The organism is Streptomyces sp. NPDC013455 (assembly GCF_040632975.1).
GTDB lineage: Bacteria > Actinomycetota > Actinomycetes > Streptomycetales > Streptomycetaceae > Streptomyces.
On the sequence record NZ_JBEYCX010000008.1, the window covers coordinates 36,783 to 57,345 of the forward strand.

General features: G+C 74.9%; 13 protein-coding genes. 2 read left to right on the forward strand and 11 right to left on the reverse strand.

All coding sequences use genetic code 11. The annotated features are described in order from the left end of the window. Position 1: 1 nt before the first annotated feature. From galE to ABZ576_RS15170, 3 genes are all read right to left on the reverse strand, one after another. Positions 2–982, reverse strand: a complete 981-nt coding sequence (gene galE / locus ABZ576_RS15160; RefSeq protein ID WP_360740144.1) for a UDP-glucose 4-epimerase GalE — start codon at positions 980–982, stop codon at positions 2–4. Between the two features lie 189 nt (positions 983–1,171). Then, entirely contained in the window at positions 1,172–2,806 is a 1,635-nt protein-coding gene (locus ABZ576_RS15165) for a glycosyltransferase family 2 protein (protein ID WP_360740146.1), read from the reverse strand. 44 nt (positions 2,807–2,850) lie between these two features. Continuing rightward, positions 2,851–4,122 (reverse strand): glycosyltransferase 87 family protein, encoded by a 1,272-nt coding sequence (locus ABZ576_RS15170; RefSeq protein WP_360740148.1) that lies wholly within the window; start codon positions 4,120–4,122, stop codon positions 2,851–2,853. A gap of 222 nt (positions 4,123–4,344) precedes the next feature. Here ABZ576_RS15170 and ABZ576_RS15175 point away from each other — a divergent pair, with 222 nt between their 5' ends. After that, positions 4,345–5,937, forward strand: coding sequence for a glycosyltransferase family 39 protein (locus ABZ576_RS15175; protein WP_360740151.1), 1,593 nt, complete (start codon positions 4,345–4,347; stop codon positions 5,935–5,937). On the opposite strand, the gene ABZ576_RS15180 is transcribed toward ABZ576_RS15175, so the two are convergent. Then, positions 5,885–6,394, reverse strand: coding sequence for a MarR family transcriptional regulator (locus tag ABZ576_RS15180; protein WP_360740154.1), 510 nt, complete (start codon positions 6,392–6,394; stop codon positions 5,885–5,887). The genes ABZ576_RS15175 and ABZ576_RS15180 overlap by 53 nt on opposite strands. A 98-nt stretch (positions 6,395–6,492) precedes the next feature. Here ABZ576_RS15180 and ABZ576_RS15185 point away from each other — a divergent pair, with 98 nt between their 5' ends. Beyond that, the gene (locus tag ABZ576_RS15185; RefSeq protein ID WP_360740156.1) at positions 6,493–6,906 is read left to right on the forward strand and encodes an organic hydroperoxide resistance protein; all 414 of its coding nucleotides are present in this window, start codon (positions 6,493–6,495) and stop codon (positions 6,904–6,906) included. 58 nt (positions 6,907–6,964) lie between these two features. Here ABZ576_RS15185 and ABZ576_RS15190 read toward each other — a convergent pair whose 3' ends face one another. The 7 genes from ABZ576_RS15190 to ABZ576_RS15220 all read right to left on the reverse strand — a co-directional run. Continuing rightward, positions 6,965–9,172, reverse strand: coding sequence for a CDP-glycerol glycerophosphotransferase family protein (locus ABZ576_RS15190; protein ID WP_360740158.1), 2,208 nt, complete (start codon positions 9,170–9,172; stop codon positions 6,965–6,967). A 6-nt stretch (positions 9,173–9,178) separates the two neighbouring features. Then, positions 9,179–11,419 carry a CDP-glycerol glycerophosphotransferase family protein gene (locus tag ABZ576_RS15195; protein WP_360740160.1) on the reverse strand — a complete coding sequence of 747 codons (2,241 nt, stop codon included), beginning with the start codon at positions 11,417–11,419 and terminating at the stop codon, positions 9,179–9,181. Positions 11,420–11,544: 125 nt separating this feature from the next. Further along, entirely contained in the window at positions 11,545–13,758 is a 2,214-nt protein-coding gene (locus ABZ576_RS15200) for a CDP-glycerol glycerophosphotransferase family protein (protein ID WP_360740163.1), read from the reverse strand. A 155-nt stretch (positions 13,759–13,913) separates the two neighbouring features. Next, positions 13,914–14,825: a carbohydrate ABC transporter permease gene (locus ABZ576_RS15205; protein WP_360740165.1), complete on the reverse strand. Its 912-nt coding sequence runs from the start codon at positions 14,823–14,825 to the stop codon at positions 13,914–13,916. Further along, positions 14,822–16,102 carry a sugar ABC transporter permease gene (locus ABZ576_RS15210; protein WP_360740167.1) on the reverse strand — a complete coding sequence of 427 codons (1,281 nt, stop codon included), beginning with the start codon at positions 16,100–16,102 and terminating at the stop codon, positions 14,822–14,824. The genes ABZ576_RS15205 and ABZ576_RS15210 overlap by 4 nt, the downstream gene beginning before the upstream one ends. A gap of 70 nt (positions 16,103–16,172) precedes the next feature. Continuing rightward, a complete protein-coding gene (locus ABZ576_RS15215) occupies positions 16,173–17,552 on the reverse strand; it encodes an ABC transporter substrate-binding protein (RefSeq protein ID WP_360740169.1) in 1,380 nt (459 codons plus the stop codon). Positions 17,553–17,874: 322 nt separating this feature from the next. Beyond that, on the reverse strand, positions 17,875–20,563 hold a 2,689-nt coding region (locus tag ABZ576_RS15220), incomplete at its 5' end, for an FtsK/SpoIIIE domain-containing protein (RefSeq protein WP_360740172.1).

Below are 20,563 nucleotides of genomic sequence, written 5' to 3' on the forward strand. Positions count from 1 at the left end.
GCTACGACCGCGCCGCCTCCGGATGCCTGCGGACCCACCCCTCCCACGCCGAGGTGATCATGTCCTGCACGTCGTACTTGGCCTCCCAGCCCAGTTCGGTGGCGATCCGGGCGGCGGAGGCGACGACCCGGGCGGGGTCGCCGGGACGGTGCGGGGTGACCGTCGGCGGGCGGTCGTAGCCGGTGACCGCGTTGATGCGGTCGATCATCTCGCGGACGGAGACGCCCTCGCCGCGGCCGATGTTGAAGGTCAGGTCGGTACCGGGCGAGGAGCGCAGCGCGCGGGCGACGGTCACATGGGCCTCGGCCAGGTCCACCACGTGGATGTAGTCGCGGACGCAGGTGCCGTCCGGGGTGGGGTAGCCGTCGCCGAAGATGCGCGGCGGCGCGCCCTCGGTGAGCCGTTCGAAGACCATCGGGATCAGGTTGGACACACCGGTGTCGGCGAGTTCGGGGGCGGCCGCGCCCGCGACGTTGAAGTAGCGCAGCGAGGCGGTGGCGAGTCCCGCGGCCCGGCCCGTGGCGCGCACCAGCCACTCGCCGGCCAGCTTGGTCTCGCCGTAGGGGGAGAGCGGGCGGCACGGGGTCTCCTCCGTCACCAGGTCGACGTCGGGCATGCCGTAGACCGCCGCCGAGGAGGAGAACAGGAACGACGGGACCCCCGTCGCGACCACCGCCTCCAGCAGGACGCGCAACCCCTCCACGTTGTGCCGGTAGTAGAGCAGCGGGTGCTCCACCGATTCGCCCACCTGCTTCTTCGCCGCCAGATGGACGACCCCGGTGATCCCGTACCCGGCGAGGGTGCGGGCCACCAGCTCCGCGTCCAGGACCGAGCCGCGCACCAGCGGGACCTCGGCCGGCACCCGCTCCGCGGCCCCGGTGGACAGGTCGTCGTAGACGACCGTGCGTTCACCGGCCTCCGTCATCGCCCGGACGACGTGCGCCCCGATGTATCCGGCGCCGCCGGTGATCAGCCAGGTCATGTGCGGCCGTCCCCTCGTAGCTCGTCGGTTGGCCCGTGCCCCGGTGCCGTGTCCGTCGCCTGCGTCCTGCGTCCGTCGCCTGCGTCCTGCGTCCTGCGTCCTGCGTCTGCGTTCTGCGTCCTGCGTCCTGCGTCCTGCGTCCTGTGCCCTGTGTCCCGCGTGCCCGTTCCGTGTCCCGCGTCCCGTGTCTCAGTGAAGCAGGCGGCCGAGCCGGCCGCGGGCCACCGCCAGCACCCCGCGCACGCCGGTGGCCACGCGCAGCGCGAGTGCGCCGGAGTGCGTGGCGTACGGCTGCGCCAGGAGCACGCCGTGCACGGCGCTCGGGACGGCGCGCCGGCGCAGCCGGCCGGCGCCCGCCAGGGCGTGTGCCGTGACCTCCCGCTGCCCGCCGTCGGCGAACCGCACGGTCAGCCGCAGGTCCCAGGTGCCCGCGCCCAGCCCGGCCAGGTCGACCGGCACCTCGGCCGACCAGGTGTCCGCGCCGCGGCGCGTGAGCGCCACCGTCGCACGGCCGCGCGTGCGCTCGTCGTCCCGCGCCTGCCACACCACGTCCACCTCGCGCGGGCCCGCCTCGGCGACCCTGCCGTACAGCTCGTGCAGCCGCAGGCGCAGCGGTGACACGCGGGCGCGGGGGCGCAGCTCCGCGTCCACCGCGAGGGGGAGCGCGGGGACGGGTCCGGCCAGCAGCGGGGCCAGGGAGACCTGGGGCAGGTCCGCGGACCAGACCGGGTCGCCCTCGGGGGTGCGGGCGTACGGCGGGAGCAGGCGCGCCGGGCGGGCGGCGAGCTCGCGCAGGCGGGGCAGGTCGCGCGGCTCGGGGGAGGCCAGCACCACCCGGGCCAGCAGCCGGCCGGGGGCGGCGGGGTTCAGCTCCCAGTCGGCCGCGTCGTAGCGCCCCAGGTACTCCCGGGTGCGCGCCCACCACGCGCGCCGGTACCGTGCGTCGCGCAGTCCCAGCTCGCGCGCGTACATGCGCAGCTCGTGGTCGAGGAACTTGGCGCGTGCCGCCCGCGCCAGCTGCTTCTGCCCAGCGCTCAGCAGGATGTCGTACGCCAGCGCGCACGCCTCGACACGCGCCGTCCAGTTGCCGATGTGCTCCCGGTCCAGCGAGAGCGACAGCCGGTCGGCCGACCGGCGTACCTGCCACACGTACACCCGGTCCGGGACGAGCGCGACGCGCGGGCCCGCGGCCAGGACCCGCGCGGTGAAGACGAAGTCCTCGTAGAGGAAGCGGCCCTCGGGGAAGCGGATGCCGTGCTCGCGCAGGAAGTCGGTGCGGTACAGCTTGTTGACGCACAGCGTGTCGTGGACCAGCCGCGGGCGCCGGGAGGGGCGGGGCAGCACGGCCCGTGCCGCGTAGAGGGGCGCCTGCCAGGGCTGTTCGCGCCCCGAAGGCAGCTCCCGGCGCACGCACAGGCCGCTCGCGACCTCGGCCCGCGCCTCGGTGACCGCGGCCAGCAGCGCCTCCACCGCACCCGGCGGCAGCACGTCGTCGCTGTCCAGGAACATCACGTACGGCGCCCTGGCCGCGTCGATCCCGGTGTTGCGCGGGCTGCCGCAGCCGCCGCTGTTCACCCCGCGGCGCACCACCCGCAGCCGCGGCTCGCCCTCGGCCAGCCGGGCGAGCAGCCGGTCACTGCCGTCGGTGGAGCAGTCGTCGACGGCGATCACCTCGGCCACGGCGGGCCCCTGGGCCAGCGCCGAGCGCACGGCGTCGCCCACGTGGGAGCGGTCGTTGTAGCCGATGACGACGACGGTGACCTGGGGCGCCGGCGCCGGCGCCGGGGCCGGGGCCGGGTTCGGGTCTCGCGGTTCTGGATGCATGGGGTCCACGGGCCGGGAGCGGAGAAATAGTAGGTAATACCCCGTTAAGAGACACTTAGTGCTCGCTCCGGAAGACGGTGGGGACCGGGCCGGGGTTCCATCGGCGGCCCGGCCTTTCCGGACGCGGGCCGCGCGGCCCGCCACAGCCGTGCGAAGGACAGCACGGCGGCGGCCGTCAGCAGCCCGTTGCGGACCAGCATCAGCAGGCAGCCGGCCCAGGTGCCGTGCACCACCTCCTGGTAGTACATCGGGTACGCCACGGTGCTCACGGCGGCCGCCGCCAGGATCAGCACCGCCACCGGCCGCTGGCTGGTGCGGCGCGAGGTCAGGCACACGGCGGCGAGGCCGATCAGCCAGATCATGTACTGCGGACTGATGACCCGGCTGGTGACCGTGAACAGCAGCACCGCGCTCAGCGCCGCGTCGTACGGCGTGGCCTCGCTCCAGTGCCGCGCCCGCACCCGCCACAGCACCAGCAGCCCGAGGCAGAGCGCGGTGAGCGCGAGGGAGGCGGTGGCGACCGCCTGCACGTGCGGGCCGACGAGTTCGATCGCGCCGTACCGGTAGCGGGACCGGCCCGGCCATCCGGCGTGCCGGGCCAGGTTGAGCGCCGTGCCGCCGAGCGACTCGATCTGTACCCCCCGGCCGCCCTGCTCGCGCAGGAAGGACAGCGGGTGGTCGAGGAGGAGCGCGAGCGGGACGAGGCACGCGGCCGAGGCCGCCGCCGCCCAGGCCCACGCCGTGCGCGCCGGCCGCCCCCGGGGGACGCCGAGCAGCACCAGCGCCGGCCACACCTTCACCAGCGCGCCCAGCGCGCCGAACACCCCGCCCGCGCGCGGGGAGCGCGCCACGGCCAGCAGGGACAGCACGGCCAGGGCGGTGACCTGGAGGTCGTACCGGGCGAGCGGCAGGTGCAGCAGCAGCGGCAGGCCGCCGGTCCACACGGCCGCGCCGAGCTGGCTGCGCCCGGGCCGGGTGCCCGCGCGCAGCAGCGCCGCCGCGGTCAGCGCGTCCGCGGCCAGGGTGAGCGCCACGAACGCCTGAAAGTACGTCAGGCCCGGCAGCAGGCCCGGCGCCAGCAGCACCGCGCCCGCGCCCGGCGGGTACTGCCACAGCGTGTCGTGCACCGGGAAGGAGCCGTGCGCGAGGACGCCGTACCAGTGGACGTACAGCCGCCAGACCTCCCGGGACACCGAACCGCCGCCCAGCAGCCGGGCGCTGTTGTGGGCGAGCAGCCACAGCATCAGGGCGCGGGTGGTGAGCCAGATGGCGGTGAGTGCGAGGACCGGGCCGGGGGTGACACGGAGACGGTTCATCACATGGGAGCCTAAGCGGAGCGCATGGTGTATTCATGCTGATACGCCGTCAATGACCGCAAAGATTGGCTAATCGCAAGAGATCGGGCCAGGGTGAACGTCGGGCTTTCCGCGAAACCGCAGTCGCGTCGGGCGGCTGGAGCGACCACTGCCGTGCCGGCCGGTGCACTGGGCCGGGTCCCGCACCGGGCACCGGTAATCCGCCGGGCCGTCGCCGTGGGCGTGCCCACGCTGGTGATGACGGCGGTCGGGCTCTGGGGACTCGACCGGGGCGGCATGTGGCGCGACGAGGCCGTCAGCCACCAGGTCGCGCGCCGTACGGTGCCGCAGATCTGGCACCTGCTGCACGAGGTGGACGCGGTGCACGGCCTGTACTACCTGCTGCTGCACGCCGTCCTCGCCGTGCACCCCGGGGAGGTCGCCCTCCGGCTGCCCTCGGTGGGCGCGGCGGCCCTCACGGCGGGCCTGGTGGCCGCGCTCGGCACCCGGCTGCTGCGGCCCCGGGCCGGCCTGTGGGCCGGCCTGCTCTACGCCCTCAGCCCGATGGCCGGCCACTACGCCCAGGAGGGCCGTTCCTACGCCCTCGTCGCGGCCGGCGCCACCGGCGCGACCCTCCTCTTCGTGCGCGCCGTCCGCGGCGGTTCCTGGTGGCCCTACGGCGCGCTCCTCGGCCTCACCTGCTGGCTGCACGAGTTCGCGGTGCTGCTGCTCCTGGCCCACGCGGTGTCGCTGGCGCTGGCCCGGGCCGGGGCGCGGGTGTGGCGGGGCTGGGGGTGTGCGGCGGCGGCGGCCGGCCTCGCGCTGCTGCCCATGGTGTGGGTCTCGCGGGGGCAGTCGGCGCAGGTGGCGTGGTTGCGCACGCCCACGGCGGAAACCGCTGAAAGGTTGCTGCGGGCGTTCCTCGGGCCGACGCAGGAGGTCTTCTGGGTGTGTCTCGCGCTGGCGGTGGCCGGTCTGGCGGGACTGGTGGGCCGACGGGGGGAGCTCACCTGCGCGGGGGTCGCGCTGCCGGTGGCGGTGGTGCCGCCGGTGGTGCTGATGCTGGCGTCGCAGGCGTCACCGCTGTACGTCGACCGGTACGTGCTGTACGCCCTGTCCGGAGCACCCCTGCTGGTCGCCGCGGGGGCCGAACGGGTGGCCGGGGCGGCCGCGCGGCTGCGGACCGCCGCCCACCGGCTGCCCGCCCTCCTCGCCCGGCTCCGCTCGGGCGGGGGTGCCCCCGGTGCCCTGCCGGAGGGCCGCCGGCCCGGCGAGGCGGTCCTGACCGGGCGCCCCCTGCCGTCGTCGCCCCGCGCCGCCCTGGCCGGCGTCCTCCTGGTCTGCCTCTCCGCCCTCCACCAGTTCCCCGTCCTGCGGGCGGACCGGGATCCCGGGCGGCGGGCGGACGATCTCGGCGCCGTCTCCCGGGCCGCCGCGCGGCGGCTGGCGCCCGGGGAGAGCGTGGTGTTCGTCCCGGCCGTGCTGCGGAACGCGGCGCTCACCTACCCCGGGGCGTTCCGGGGCGTGCGGGACGTGGCGCTGGTGGAGGGGGCGGCCGAGTCCGGGACGCTGTACGGCCGGGAGGCCGATGCCGCCGAACTGCGGCGCAGGCTGGCGCGGCTGGACCGGGTGTGGGTCGTCGCGGACCGGAGGGTGCTCGGCGGACGCTCGGCCCCGCGCGGTCCCGTCGAGCGGGCCAAGGTGACCGTCCTGTGGCAGCAGTTCACCCGGCGGGAGGAAGCCGTGCGGCGCGGCGTGACGGTACGGCTGTACGTCCGCCCGGTCAGCGGGCGGACCGGGCCTCCTGCCGCGCCGCCGCGTCCAGGGCGGCGGTGAGCTGGTCGAGCCGGGCGCGCAGGTCGACGATCTCCCCCAGGTCGAAGCCGGTCGCCGACATGATCCGGCGGGGCACCTCCAGGGCCCGCTCGCGCAGCGCAGCGCCCTCCCCGGTGAGCCGGACGCTCACCGACCGCTCGTCCTGCGCGCTGCGCTCGCGCCGTACAAGACCCGCCCCCTCCAGTCGCTTGACCAGCGGGGACAGCGTGCCCGAGTCGAGCCGCAGCTGCTCGCCGAGCTTCTTGACCGGCAGGTCGTCCCGCTCCCACAGCACCAGCATCACGAGGTACTGGGGATAGGTGAGTCCGAGGTCCTTGAGGATGACGCGGTAGACGCCGTTGAAGGCGCGGGACGCGGCGTGCAGCGAGAAGCAGATCTGGCGGTCCAGGCGGAGCCAGTCGGCGTCGGGGGAGGCGGGCGGGACGGTCATGGCACCAGGATAGCTCTCGCGGTCCATTTAGTTGTGCACAACTAAATTGTGTGCTCTACTGATCGTCGTACGGCGGTCAGGACAGGGGCCGCCGGAACACCCGACTCCACACAGGGATGGTCTTCATGGACGCGCTCTACACCGCTGTCGCCACCGCCACGCACGGCCGCGAGGGCCGTGCCGTCTCCGCCGACGGCGCGATCGACCTCGCCCTCGCCATGCCGGTGGAGCTGGGCGGCAACGGCCAGGGCACCAACCCGGAACAGCTGTTCGCCGCCGGGTACGCCGCCTGCTTCGGCAGCGCGCTCGGGCTCGTCGGACGCCAGGCGAAGGTCGATGTCAGCGACGCCGCGGTGACCGCCGAGGTCGGCATAGGCAAGCAGGGCGAGGGCTTCGGCCTGAAGGTGACCCTGCGGATCGAGCTGCCCGACACCGTCGACGAGGCGACCGGCCGCAAGCTCGTCGAGACCGCGCACCAGGTCTGCCCGTACTCCAACGCCACCCGCGGCAACATCGACGTCGACCTCGTCATCGAGTGAACCGTCGCGTGCTCCCCGGGGGGCCGGTCCCGGACGGGGCCGGCCCCCCGGGCCGTGGCTACGCCGACGTCAGCGCGTCCGTGGCCACCGCCTGGCCCGGGATCCGCACCGGATTCTCGCCCGGCATCGGATCGCCCAGCAGCAGCGTCCGCACGACCCGCTCGGCGGCCCGCCCGTCCTCGTAGGTGCAGAACCGGTCCCGGAAGTCCGCGCGCAGCCGCGCCGACTCCTCGTCCCGCCACGCGCCCGAGGAGAACAGCCGGACCAGCTCCCGGTAGGAGCGCGAGACATGGCCCGGCGGCTCGGCGGTGAGGTCGACGTAGGCGCCCCGGCTCGCCGAGAAGGCGGGCCAGTCGTCGGCGTGCACCACGACCGGGCGGTCCAGGACGGCGTAGTCGACCATGACGGACGAGTAGTCGGTGACCAGCGCGTCCGCCGCGAGCAGCACGTCCGCCACCCGCGGCTCCTCGGTCGCGTCCACCACGATCCCGCGCCGGGCCAGTTCCGCGAGGCCCATGCCCCGGGCGGGGCCGGACGCCAGCGACGGGTGCAGCCGCACCACGAGGGTGTGCCCCTCGCCCAGGTCGGCCGCGAACCGGGCCAGGTCGATCCGGTCCACGTGCCCGCCGCGCCGGTAGTCCCGGCGGGTCGGCGCGTACAGCACGACCGTGTGGTCCGCCGGGATGCCGTGCCGCTCCCGGAAGTCACCGGGGCCGCCGTTCACCAGCACGTCGTTGCGCGGGCTGCCGGTGCGCACCGAGGTGAAGTGGCAGGGGTAGGCCCGCTCGAAGACCAGCTCGGAATGGCGGCTCGCGACCAGGCTGTAGTCCCAGCGGTCGGCCCGGCGCAGCATCTGCGGCACGTCGAAGCCGAGCCGGGCGCCCGGCTTGTCGAGCAGGTCCGCGCCCAGGTACTTCAGCGGGGTGCCCTGGTGGGTGTGGATGTGCACGCTGCCCGGGCGCTTGGCCAGGGCACCGGGCCAGTTGACGTCGTTGACGAAGAACTTCGCGCGCGCGGTGACCTCCAGGTAGCGCCGCGAGCCGACGACCACGTGCTCCACACCGGACGGCAGGTGCGCCGCCGTCTCCGCGTCCCGCACCACCCACACCCCGCGCAGCCGCGGGGCGATCTCGCGGGCGGCGGCGTACACGGCCGCGGGGTCGCCGAGCAGGCCGCGGTGCGAGGACGCCGAGTACACCACCAGGTCCTCGTCCAGCGGGCGGTGCCGGTGCAGGGCCGCCCAGCCCGTGCGGGCCCGCCCGGCCGCGCCCCGGCGCGCCTGCGCCGCCCGCCGTGCCGCCTCCCGCCCGGCCCGTCCCGCCTGCCGCCTGAGCAGGTAGCCGGCCCAGGAGCCTTCCAGCACGGCGACCTCACCGTCCACCGTGGCGCCCTCCGGCCGGTGCCGGCGGAACATCTCCGCCGTACGCCGGAAGAACTCGGCCTTGTCGGCCGGCGGCAGCCGGTCCGGCTTGGCGAGGATGTCGAGGCAGTGCTCGCCCATCTTGCGGTGCAGGTACGGCAGCCACTGCGCCAGCTCGGGCCGCTCGGCCAGGAAGGCGAAGACCCGCTCGTACTGGTCGTGGATGTCGAAGTGCTTGCGGCTGGTGGTGGACAGGATGTTGCCCTGCCGGCGCTGCCGGTAGTTCAGGCAGATGCGGTCCAGGGTGGCGATCCTTCGGGCGCTGAGCAGCACCGGGAAGGTCCAGGGGGTGTCCTCGTAGTAGCCGGGCGGGAACGCGAAGGCGTGCTCCGCGACGAACTCCCGCCGGTAGACCTTGTTCCAGACCACCATCAGCAGGTCCAGGATCTCCGGCCGCTCGGCCACCGTGAAGGTGCCGGCGCCGGCCTCCGCCAGGACGTGGGCGAGCACGTTGCGCCGGGTCCCGCCCCACCAGTAGGTGCGCGCGTAGTCGAAGACGAGGACGTCCGGGTCGGCGGACTCCGCGAGCCGGTCGGCGATGGCCCGCAGCGCCCCCGGGGTGAGCGTGTCGTCGCTGTCCAGGAAGAACAGGTAGTCCCCGGTGGCCTCCGGCATGCCCGCGTTGCGGGCCCGGCCGAGGCCCACGTTCTCCGGCAGGTGCAGCACCTTCACGCGCGGGTCGCGCGCGGCGTACTCGTCGAGGATCGCGCCGCAGCCGTCCGGGGAGCAGTCGTCCACCGCGATCAGCTCGAAGTCGCCGAAGGACTGCCCGAGCACGGAGTCCAGGCACTCGCGCAGGAAGGCCTGCACCTTGAAACAGGGCACGATCAGACTGAAGCGGGGCACGGCGGGTCAGCTCCTCACGAGGGTCGCGGCGGCGGGGGCGGGGATGCGCTCCGCGAGCGGGATCACGGGCGGCACCGCCTCCGGCGGCTCACCGAGCAGCACCCGCCGCACCACCCGCTCGGCGGCCCGCCCGTCGTCGAACTGGCAGAACCGCGTGCGGAACGCGGCCCGCAGCGCGCCGGCCTCCGGGCCCGCGTAGGAGCCGTCGCGGAAGACGGCGGCCAGCTCCCCGGGGGTCCGGGCGACCACCCCGGGCGGCTCGGCCGGCAGGTCGAAGTAGACGCCCCGGGTCTCCTGGTAGACCTCCCAGTCGTCGGCGTACACGACGATCGGCCGGTCCAGGTTGGCGTAGTCGAACATGATCGACGAGTAGTCGGTGACCAGCGCGTCCGCGGCCAGGCACACGTCCTCCGAGGAGCGGTGCGCGGTCACGTCGATGATCCGGTCCGAACCCCGGGAGCCGCCCCGGTCGTAGAAGTAGTGCGCGCGCAGCAGGACGACGACGTCCTCCCCGGCCGCCTCGCAGAACGCCTCCAGGTCCAGGCCGGACTCGAAGCCGGTGTGGTGGTCGCGGTGGGTCGGCGCGTACAGCACGGCCGTGCTGCCCTCCGGGACGCCCAGGTCGCGCCGGATCCGGGCCACGTCGTCGGCGGTCGCCGTGTAGTAGACGTCGTTGCGCGGATAGCCGTACTCCAGCTGCTCGTAGGAGCCGGGGAAGGCGCGCTCCCACATCTGTGTGGAGTGCCGGTTGGCGGAGAGGTTGAAGTCCCAGCGGTCGACCCGGCCGAGCAGCTTGGTGAAGCTGCCGGACTGGGCGGCCACCACCGGGTACGTCGACTGGTCCACGCCCATCTTCTTCAGCGGCGTGCCGTGCTGCGTCTGGAGGTGCACGCTGCCGGGCCGTTTGACGACGCCCTCGGCGAAGTTGGCGTTGTTCACCAGGTAGGTGGCGCGGGCCAGCACCTCCCAGTAGCGGTGGGAGCCGATCACCGCGTACTCGACGTCCTTCGGCATGGTGTGCTCCCGGCCGGGTTCCACCAGGAACACCGAGCGGATGTGCGGGGCCAGTTCGCGGGCCTTGGCGTGGATCGCGGCCGGGTTGCAGGTGTAGCCGCGCCCCCAGTAGGCGCAGTACACGGCGAGGTTCGGGTCGAGCGGGCGGCGCAGGTCGCGGGCGTAGCGCAGCCGGGTGCGCAGCATGCGCGGGCGGGGCAGCCGGCCGGCGGCGCCGCCCGCGGCCTGGTTGGCCCCGCGCAGGCACCGGAAGGCGGTGTACGCGCCCGCCGCCAGCAGCCGGTGCTGCACGCCCACGCTGCCGCCGGGCAGTTGGTGGCCGGCCGGCCGGTGCCGCCGGTAGAGGCGGGCCGCCCGGCGGAAGAACGCCCGGTGCCCGGAGAGCAGCCGCTCGGGCCGGGAGGCCGTCTTCAGCACCACGGCGAACACCTGGTCGAACAGCGGCCCGGTCCGCTCGACGGGCAGGCCGAGTTCCGCCGCCCGCGCCAGCACCCGCTCCGCCTGGTCCAGCAGGGCGTGCTGGTGCGGCCCGGGCAGATTGAGCCGGCTGCCCTGGCGGCGCAGCCGGTGCCGTACGACGGTCCGGCGCAGCACCGCCGTCCGCTCGGCGGCGAGGGTGACCAGCCCGCCCCACCCGAGGTCGGTGAAGTGGCCCTCCGGGAACAGCAGGCGGTGCTCGGTGAGGAAGGCGCGGCGGTAGACCGCGCTCCACGCCGGCAGCTGGACACCGGTCAGCCGGGGCAGCGCGGCCGGGGCGAAGGCACCCTCCGGGGCCCCGGTGAGCAGCGGCGCGGCCGGGTTCGTCGGCTCGCCCTCCCACCAGGGGGCGCGCTCGTGCTCGGTGTACAGCACGTCCACGTCGCCGGTCTCGGCCAGCCGGGCGTCCAGCGCCGCCAGCGCGCCCGGCAGCAGCAGGTCGTCGCCGTCCAGGAACAGCACGTACGCGCCGGTCGCCGCCCGCATCCCGGCGTTGCGCGCCCCGCTCAGCCCGGCGGACGGCGGTGAGTGGACGGGGGTCACCCGGGAGTCCCGCCCGGCGTACCCGGCGGCGACCTCCTCCGCGCCCTCGGCCGCGCGCGGGCAGGGGGGACCCTCCTCGGCCGGGGTGTCCGGGGCGTCGCAGACGGGGATCAGCTGGAGGTCGCCGAAGGACTGGCCGAGGACCGAGTCCAGGGCCTGGGACAGCCGGCCGGCGACCCCGTGGGACGGGACGATGATGCTGAAGCGGGGCATTCTGTTCTTTCTGTCGTCTTGCGGACGCGGCCGGGCCGTCCCGCCGGACGCCAGGTGGACGGCCGGCTCGGAGTGGGCCGCGTCGAGCCGAGGGGCATGGGAACTCCCGGTATGACCAACGGTGTTCAGCGGCTCTCGGTGACGGGGAAGGGGCCGGAAGGTTGCGGCACGGTGACCAGCGGGGAGCGCACGCAGGCCGACGGCACCGGTGCGCGGTCCGCGAGCGGCACCACCGGCGGCAGCTCCGTCTCGCCCAGCACCACCCGCCGCACCACCCGCTCGGCGGCGCGCCCGTCGTCCCACGGGCAGAACCGCTCCCGGAACGCAGCCCGCAGCTGCGCCGAGCGCGAGCCGCGCCAGTGCCCGCTGGCGAAGATGTCGATCAGCTCGTCCTCGCTGCGCGCCACCGCGCCCGGCGGGAAGGCCCGCAGGTCGAAGTAGGCGCCGCGGGCCGCCTCGAACGCCGCCCAGTCCTCGGTGTGCACCACGATCGGCCGGTCCAGGCCCGCGTAGTCGAACATCACCGGCGCGTAGTCCGTGAGCAGCGCGTCCGAGGCGAGACACAGCGCGGACAGGTCCGGGTGACCGGAGACGTCGATGATCCGGGTGCCCTGGGCGGGCGCGGGGGTGCGGGCCAGGACCACGAAGCGCGGGCCCAGACGGCGCAGGATCCGCTCCAGGTCGAGCAGCGGGCGCTGGGTGCGCCGGTGGTCGCGGTGCGCGGGCGCGTACAGGATGGCGACGGCGCCCTCCGGCACGCCCAGCCCCGCGCGCAGCCGCGCCACGTCCGCCGGGGTCGCCCGCTGGAAGACGTCGTTGCGGGGCAGGCCGTACTCCAGCGTGGTGTAGCGGCCCGGGTGGACCCGCTCCCAGACCAGCGTGGCGTGCCGGCTGCCGGACAGCACGTAGTCCCACTGGTCCACGTCCCGCAGCAGCTGTGCGAAGTCCAGGCCGCGGGCGGCCGCCGGGCGCTCCTGGAGGTCGAGGCCCGCGTGCCCGAGCGGGGTGCCCTGCTGCGTCTGCACGAAGACCTGCCCGGGCCGCTTGCGCAGCCGGCCCTCGAAACCGGCGTCGCTGACCAGGTACCGGGAGCGGGCCAGCGCCGTGAAGTAGCCGGCCGTCCCGGGCGTCAGCCGGCGCGGACCCGGCGGCACCGCGTGCTCCTGCCCCGGCCGGGCGACCCACGCCGTGCTCAGCCGCGGGGCGTGCGCCCGGAACGCCTCCTCCAGCGCGGCCGGGTCGCCGTACCCCTCCTGGGAGGCGAACACCGCCCGGTCGGACCGCAGCGGCAGCCGCAGCTGGACGAGGTAGTGCAGCCGCAGCAGGCCCGAGCGCACCGCGCGGGCCGGCTTCACCGCCGACTTCGCCACCCGCCGGCGGACCGCCGCGGCCAGCCGGAGCGCGCGGAACGTGCGGTGCAGACCGAAGCGGACCAGCGCGTGCCGCAGCCGCAGACGCCCCCCGGGCACGCGGTAGCGGCGGTAGTGCGCGCGGGCCCGGCGCAGGAACGCGCCGTGGCTGCCGCGCGGCAGCCGGCCCCGCCGGGTGAACACCACGGCGTAGTGGTCGATCATCCGCCGGAACAGCTCACCGCGCCAGCGGGCGAGTCCGGGCCGCTGCTCGATGTAGGCGAACACCCGCTCGTACTGCTCGAACAGGTCGAAGTGCCGGGTGCTGGTGGTGCCCAGGATGCTGCCCTGCCGGCGCTGCCGGTAGTGCACGCACACCCGGTCCAGGGTGGCGATCGACCGCGCCGTCAGCAGCACCGGGAAGGTCCAGGGGGTGTCCTCGTAGTAGCCCGGCGGGAAGGTGAACCCGTGCTCCTGGACGAACTCCCGCCGGTACGCCTTGTTCCAGGCCACCATGAGCACCCGCAGCAGCCCCGGCCGGTCCTCCAGCCGGAACGGCGCCGGGCCCTGCTCGGTGAGCTGGGCGGCGAGCTGGTTGCGCACCTCGCGGCCGTCCCAGTAGGTGCGCGCGTAGTCGAAGACCAGAACGTCCGGTTCGCCGGTCTCCTTCAGCCGGTCGGCGACGGCCCGCAGCGCGTCGGGGGTGAGCGTGTCGTCGCTGTCGAGGAAGAGCAGGTAGTCGCCGGTCGCCTCGGCCAGGCCGGCGTTCCGGGCGCGGCCGAGACCCTGGTTCTCGGCCAGGTGCACGGCCTTTACGCGCGCGTCCCGGGCCGCGTACTCGTCGATGATCGCGCCGCAGGCGTCCGGCGAGCGGTCGTCCACGGCGATCAGTTCCAGGTCCGGGTACGACTGGGAGAGCACCGAGTCCAGGCACTCGGACAGGTACGCCTGGACCTTGTACGCGGGGACAATGACACTGAACCTGGGCAAGGGACATCCATGGGTCGGTCGGCGCGGGCGTTCTGCCCGGGAACGGCCGATGGAGTGACTTGGTTACGGCCCGTACGGCATTCGGGGGACACCGGGTGAACGCCGCGGGGCGGGCCCCGGAAGGCCCGCCCCTATGAACTCGTCCCGGTTCGTGGCTATTTGACGGCGCCGGCCATGACTCCGGAGACGAACTGCCGCTGGAACGCGAAGAACACCGCCAGCGGGATCACCATGGAGATGAACGCACCGGGCGCCAGGACGTCGATGTTGTTGCCGAACTGCCGTACCTGCGTCTGGAGGGCGACCGTGACCGGCTGGGTGCCCGACTTGGTGAACACCAGCGCGACCAGCATGTCGTTCCACACCCACAGGAACTGGAAGATGCCGAGGCTCGCGATCGCCGGCCCGCCGAGCGGCATCACCACCCGGGCGAACAGCCGGAGTTCCCCGGCTCCGTCCAGCCGGGCCGCCTCCAGCAGCTCGCGCGGGATCTCCGCGAAGAAGTTCCGCAACAGGAACACCGCGAACGGCAGACCGAAGCCCGTGTGGAACAGGATCACCCCGAGGATCGTGCCGAACAGGCCGATGTTGCCGAAGAGTTCGGCAATCGGGATCAGCGCCACCTGCACGGGCACCACGAGCAGGCTCACCACGCCGAGGAACCACCAGTCCCGGCCGGGGAACTCCATCCACGCGAACGCGTACCCGGCCAGTGCGCCGATCACCACGACCAGGACGGTCGCCGGGACCGTGATCAGCACGGTGTTCACCAGGGAGTCGGTGATGTCGCCGTTCTCCAGCAGTTTTCGGTAGCTGTCCACGGTGAGCTGGGACGGCTCGCTGAACACCGTCCACCAGCCGCTCGCGCTCATGTCCTGCGGCGAGCGCAGCGAGGAGACGAGCAGACCGATGGTCGGCACCAGCCAGAACAGGCCCACGACGAGCAGGACCGCCCGGACCAGCCCGCCGCTCAGCTTCCCCACGATCCTGGAGCCGAGCGACTGCCTGGCCTTCACCGCCGTGTCGGCGGAGGAGACCTTCCCGATGCTTCCGGCCGCCGCCGTCATCGCCGCACCTCCCGCCTCAGCCTGCGGATGTTGAACAGCATCACCGGGATCACCAGGAGCAGCAGGAACACCGAGATCGCGCTCGCGACGCCCGGCCGGCCCTCCGCGAAGCCCTTGCGGTACAGCTCCAGCGCCAGCACGTTCGCGTCGTCCTGCGAGGAACCCGGCGCGATGATGAAGACCAGGTCGAACACCTTCAGCACGTTGATCATCAGCGTGACGACGACCACCGCGAGCACCGGGGCCAGCAGCGGCACGGTGACCTTGCGGAACACCTGCCACTCGGTGGCGCCGTCCACCCGCGCCGCCTCCAGCAGCTCCCGGGGCACGCCCGCGAGCCCGGCCGCGATCAGCACCATCGCGAAGCCCGCCCACATCCACACGTACGCCCCGATGATCGCCGGGGTGACCAGCGCCGGGCCCAGCCACTCGACCCCGTTGTACGGCTCCCGGAAATTGCTCGCGGGCAGCCGGAGCCGGGCCCCGTCGGCCGCCGCGGGCAGGGTGAAGGTGCCGTCACCGGACGCCTTCGCCGACGCGACCACCCGGCCGTCCTTCACCGCCTCGATCCGCATCCCGGCATAGCCCACCTCGGAGGCGTCCGGTGCGCCGAGCCTGCCGACGCCCTTGCCCCGGGTGAAGTCCTGCCAGGTGGTACCGGTGACCTTCCCCGGCTCCGCCTTCGCGGCGGCGGCCTTCGCCACCCCGTCCGGAAGCCGGTCCGGGGCCACGCCGACGAGCGGCAGGGCGACCGGCTGCCCGGCACGCACGGTGGTCCGGGTGATGAAGCCCCCGCCCTCGGCCACGAGCGGCGACTCACGGCCCGGGTGGGCCTTCGGGAACGCCGACGACTGCGTGAACGTGTCGTGCACCCCCACCCACACCGCGTTCGCGACCCCCTTGTCCGGGTCCTGGTCGTACACCAGCCGGAAGATGATCCCGGCGGCCAGCATCGAGATCGCCATCGGCATGAAGACGACCAGCTTGAACGCCGTTCCCCAGCGCACCCGTTCGGTCAGCACGGCGAAGACCAGGCCGAGGGCGGTGGAGACGGTGGGCGCGAACACCACCCAGACGACGTTGTTCTTCAACGCGGTCCGGATGCCGTCGTCGGTGAAGAGGGTCTCGTAGTTGTCGAACCCGGCGAAGCCGTCGCCGGAGGCGTCGAAGAAGCTGCGGACGATCGAGTACCCGATCGGGTAGACCACGAGCGCGCCGAGCAGCACCAGCGCGGGCAGCAGGAACAGGGCTGCCACGGCCCTCCGGGTGCCGGTCACGCTCTTGCGACTGCGGGGCGCGGCGGGGCCCGGTGGGGCCCCGGCCGCCGCTGCCGGCGCCATGGCCGGATCAGCCCCCGTTCCCGTACGCCGCCGCCGCGTCCTTCTCCAGCTTCGCCTGGGCGCCCGCGACGTCCTTCGGGTTCTTCAGGAAGTCCTGGAGGTCTTTCCACTCACCCTTGCCGGGCGTGCCGCCGAACGCCTGCGGGGCCTGGTCGGACATGTCGAAGCGGAAGTCGTCGCCGGACGCGATCAGCGCCTTGGCGATCTTCTGCTGGACCTCGTTCGGGTACGCCGACACCGGCACGTTCTTGTTCGGCGAGAGGTACCCGCCGAGCTTCGCCTGGATCGTCGCCGCGTCCGGCGAGGCCAGGAAGGTCACCAGGGCCTGGGCCGCCTCGGAGTCCTTCAGGATCACCGCCGCGTCACCGCCGGAGACCACCGGCGCGGCCGAGCCGACCGCCGGGAACGGGAACACCTTCGCGTCCGTGCCCACCTTCGCCTCGGTCTCGCCGATGTTGACCTGTACGAAGTCGCCCTCGTAGACCATGGCGGACTTCGGCTGGTCGCCGCCGGTGAAGGTCTGGGTGACCGACTGCGGGAACTCGGTCTGCAGCGCGCCGTCCTGACCGCCCGCCAGGTAGTCCTTCCTGCCCCAGAGCTGGGCGAGCGTGGTCAGCGCCTGCTTCACCGACGGATCGGTCCACTTGATCTCGTGCCGGGCGAGCCGGTCGTACTTCTCCGGGCCCGCCTGGGACAGGTACACGTTCTCGAACCAGTCGGTCAGCGGCCAGCCGTCCGCGCCGGCCACCGAGAACGGCGTGACCCCCGAGTCGTACACCGCCCGCGAGGCGGTCATCAGGTCCTGCCAGGTCTTGGGCTCCTTGGCCCCCGCGTTCGCGAAAACCTCGGCGTTGTACCAGATCAGCGACTTGTTGGCGGCCTTGTAGTAGACGCCGTACTGCTTGCCGTCGACCTTGCCGATGTCCTGCCAGCCCTGCGTGTAGTTCTTCGCCAGCTGCTCCTGCCCCTCGGGTCCGACCGGCTTGGCCCAGCCCTTCCGCACGGCCTGCTTGATCGCACCGGGCTGCGGCAGCAGCGCCACGTCCGGCGGCTGACCGCCCGCGATCTTGGAACCGAGGAAGTTGATGATCGGGTCCTGCGCGGGTACGAAGGTGACGCTCGCGCCGGTGCGTTTCTCGAACTCGGCGAGCACCTTCTTGAAGTTGGCCTGCTCGGCGCCGGTCCAGACGGCGGCCACCTCCAGGCGGGCGCCCTTCAGATCGGGCAGCGTGAGGGTGGTGCCGGTCGGTGCGCCGCTCTTCTCCCCGTCGTCCTTCTTGTCGTCGTCACTGCCGGAGCAGGCGGAGAGCGCGAGGGCTCCCGTGAGCAGTGCGGCGAGTGTGGTGACGGCCCTGTGTGTCCGGAACGTGCTGCTCTTGCTGCGCATCACTTCCCCGTTCGTCGTTCTTCGTTGAACGCTGTTGAACGTCAGAACTCTGTCCCGTGCGGTCCGGTGTACGCCGGGCCGCTCAGGGCGGGCAAGAGCGCCTGCGGGGTCGACCGGCTCATCGTGACCGGCTCGTGACCAGGGGTGTATGCGTGCCGGTTTCCGGCGGCCGAGGGGTGGCGGAGGCACCGGCGGGCCGGCAGGTTCACCTGGAGGAGGGACGGCTCCGCCCGGCGACGGGCAGCCCGGTCCGGGCGGCGGAGCAGGGAAGGCCCCGCCCGGCGCGGCGGCGGCCCGGTCAGAGCGTCAGAGCGTCCGAGCGTCAGAGCAGCGACGGCACCTCGGCCGCCGCGACCTCCCGGGCCGCCCGCTCCAGCGCGCTCGCCAGCAGGGCCAGGTCGGTCGGGCCGTTGCCCAGCTCCCGCACCGGCCGGCGGGCCGGCGGGTCGCCCATGCGCTGCCAGTCCAGCGGGACCACGGTGGGCCGCTGGGTCGCGGTCCGCGGGATGCGGCCCGTCACCCGGCCGCCCTGCAAGCCGAGCGTCCGGCCGTCCGGACCGGCCAGCCTGCCCCGGCCGGGCGCCGGCTGGTCCGGTCCCGGCTGCGGGGCGTCCAGCGTCACCCGCACGGTGGCCCGGCGCGCCGGCTCCGACTCCGCCGTACGGCCGTCGGTCCCGGTCGCCGCCAGCAGGTGCACCCCGAGCCGCTCGCCCTCCCGGGCCACGGCCTCCAGCGCGCGGACGACCGATCCGGCGGCGGGCCGGCCCGGTGCGCCGAGCGCGGGGGAGACCAGCGCGTCCAGGTCGTCGACGACGACCACCAGCCGGGGCAGCGGCGGCGCCGCACCGGCGCGCCTGCGGGCCGCCCCGCCCGGCCGCAGGCGCAGGGTGGAGCTGGGCGGCACCTCGATGTCCCCGGTCGACGGTGCACCCGCGGCGGGGCCGGGGGCGTGGCTGGACGTGCGCTGGGCGACCATCCGGCCGGACACCTCGTGACCGGCGTGCCACCGGGCGAAGTCCGTCCGGCCGAGCAGTTCCGCCCGGCGCTTCAGCTCGGCCGCCAGCGACTGTGCGAACTCCCGCATGCGCACCGGGTCGTTGGCGATGAGGTACGTGGTCACGTGCGGTATCTCGGTGCAGACGCGCAGGCCGTCCGCGTGCCCGGCGCCCGAGCCGCCGCCGTCCCGGCCGTCGAGCAGCACCACGGCCAGCCGGTCCGGCCGCTCCGCGGCGGCCAGCGAGGCGACCGCCGCCCGCAGCAGCTCGGTGCGGCCGCTGCCGGCCGGTCCCTCGACCAGCAGATGCGGCCCGTCGGCCACCAGGTCCACGGCGACCGGTCCGCGCGGGCCGGCGCCCAGCACCGCCCGCGCCCGCCCGCCCGGCGACTCCGTGTCGTCGGCCGCGTCCGCCCAGCGCGCCATCAGCGACGCCGGGGTGGCCCGGGCCAGCCCGAGCTCGTCCAGCAGCCGAGCCGACTGCGGCAAGGGCACGGCCACGCGCGCGTGCCGCTCACCGGCCGGCGGGCCGTCCGGCCGCAGCGGCGCCAGCGCCCGCGCGAAGCGCTCGGCCCAGGCGGCGGAGACGGCGTCCACGACGGCGGGCGTGCCGGGGCCGACGGGACCGCTCGGCGCGACCCGCAGCAGCTGGAGGCCGGCGGCCACGTCCCCGCTGAGCAGCGCCACCGCGCCGCAGTGCCGGAACGTCGGCGTCACCGCGCACGCGGCCTCGTACGTCCGCGTCACCGGGGACACGGGCGAGGCCGGCTCGGTCTCGGCCAGGCACACCACGTGGATCCCGGCCCGCGGCCCGGCCACGGCCAGCCGCGCGAGGGCGTCCCGCAGCGCGCCGCCGCCCGGGTCCCCGTCCACGACGACGACGGTGTACGGCCCCGCGAAACCGCCGGCCGGGCCGGTGTCTTCCTTGGCCCAGGAGGGGCGGCGGGCGGCGGCCGCAGGGGACAGGGCGGACGCGGTGGACACGGCCGGGCCGGCATGCACGGCGGCGTCGCCGCGGTCACCGCGCCACACGAGGCCGTCCCGATCGTGGCCCTCGGCGCCCGCGGGCCGGCCCGGGGTCCCGGGGTGGCCGGCCGGGGCCCCGGCACCCGCCGGCGGCCGGCCGTGGCCGTGCGGGCCGGTGTCACCGGTGCCCGGCACCGGCGGACCGGTGAGGAAGGAGGAGGTGTCCGGCGCGGGCGGCCCGGACGGCGTGATCGGCCCGGGCGGCCCGGACGGCGTGGTTGGCCCGGGCGGCCCGGACGGCGTGGTTGGCCCGGACGGTGCGGTGCGGCCCTGGCCGGGGTGGGCCGTGCTCCGGCCGGTCGCCGCCTGATCGTCCAGCCGGCGCAGCAGTTCCCCGGTGCGGGCCGCCGCCTGTTCGCGGTCGTAGGCCAGCAGCAGGCGGCAGTCCTGGCCGTGGCCCGGCCGGACGTGCGGCAGCCAGCCCAGCCAGCCCCACTCGGCCGCGCGCTCCGCCACCGGCCGCGCGTGGTCCGCGCTGATCAGCACGATCTCCAGCAGGTCCGGGGAGTGCAGCGCGGCGAGCTGGGCCAGCACCGCGCGGGCCAGCCCGGCCAGCCGGGGGCGCGGACCGGCCAGGCCCAGCGCGCCCGCCTCGCGCAGCGCGGCGGTCACCGGTACCGCGGGCAGCAGGCCGGATCCGTCCGGAGCGCTCCGGTCGGCGGTGCCGAGCCGCACGGCCAGCGCCTCGGGGTGCCCCGCCCCGCGCTCCCACAGCCGGGGGCCGGGACCCAGCGCGGTCAGCAGCAGCGCGGCCGGGTCCGGCCAGGTCTCGGGCTGCCGCCGGACCCCGGTCGCCGGGATGGCACCGGCCCGGGCGGCCGGGGACCCGTACGCCTCCGGCCCGGCCGGCCGCTCCGCGCGCCCGCCGGCCAGCCGGCGCGCCCAGGCGCCGATCCCGCGCCGCCGGGTCCCCTGCTGGGCACCGGCGCCCGCGGCCGGGGCGCCGTGCGCCGCCGTGCCGGGGTCCTCGGTTGAGGTGCCGTGTGGTGCC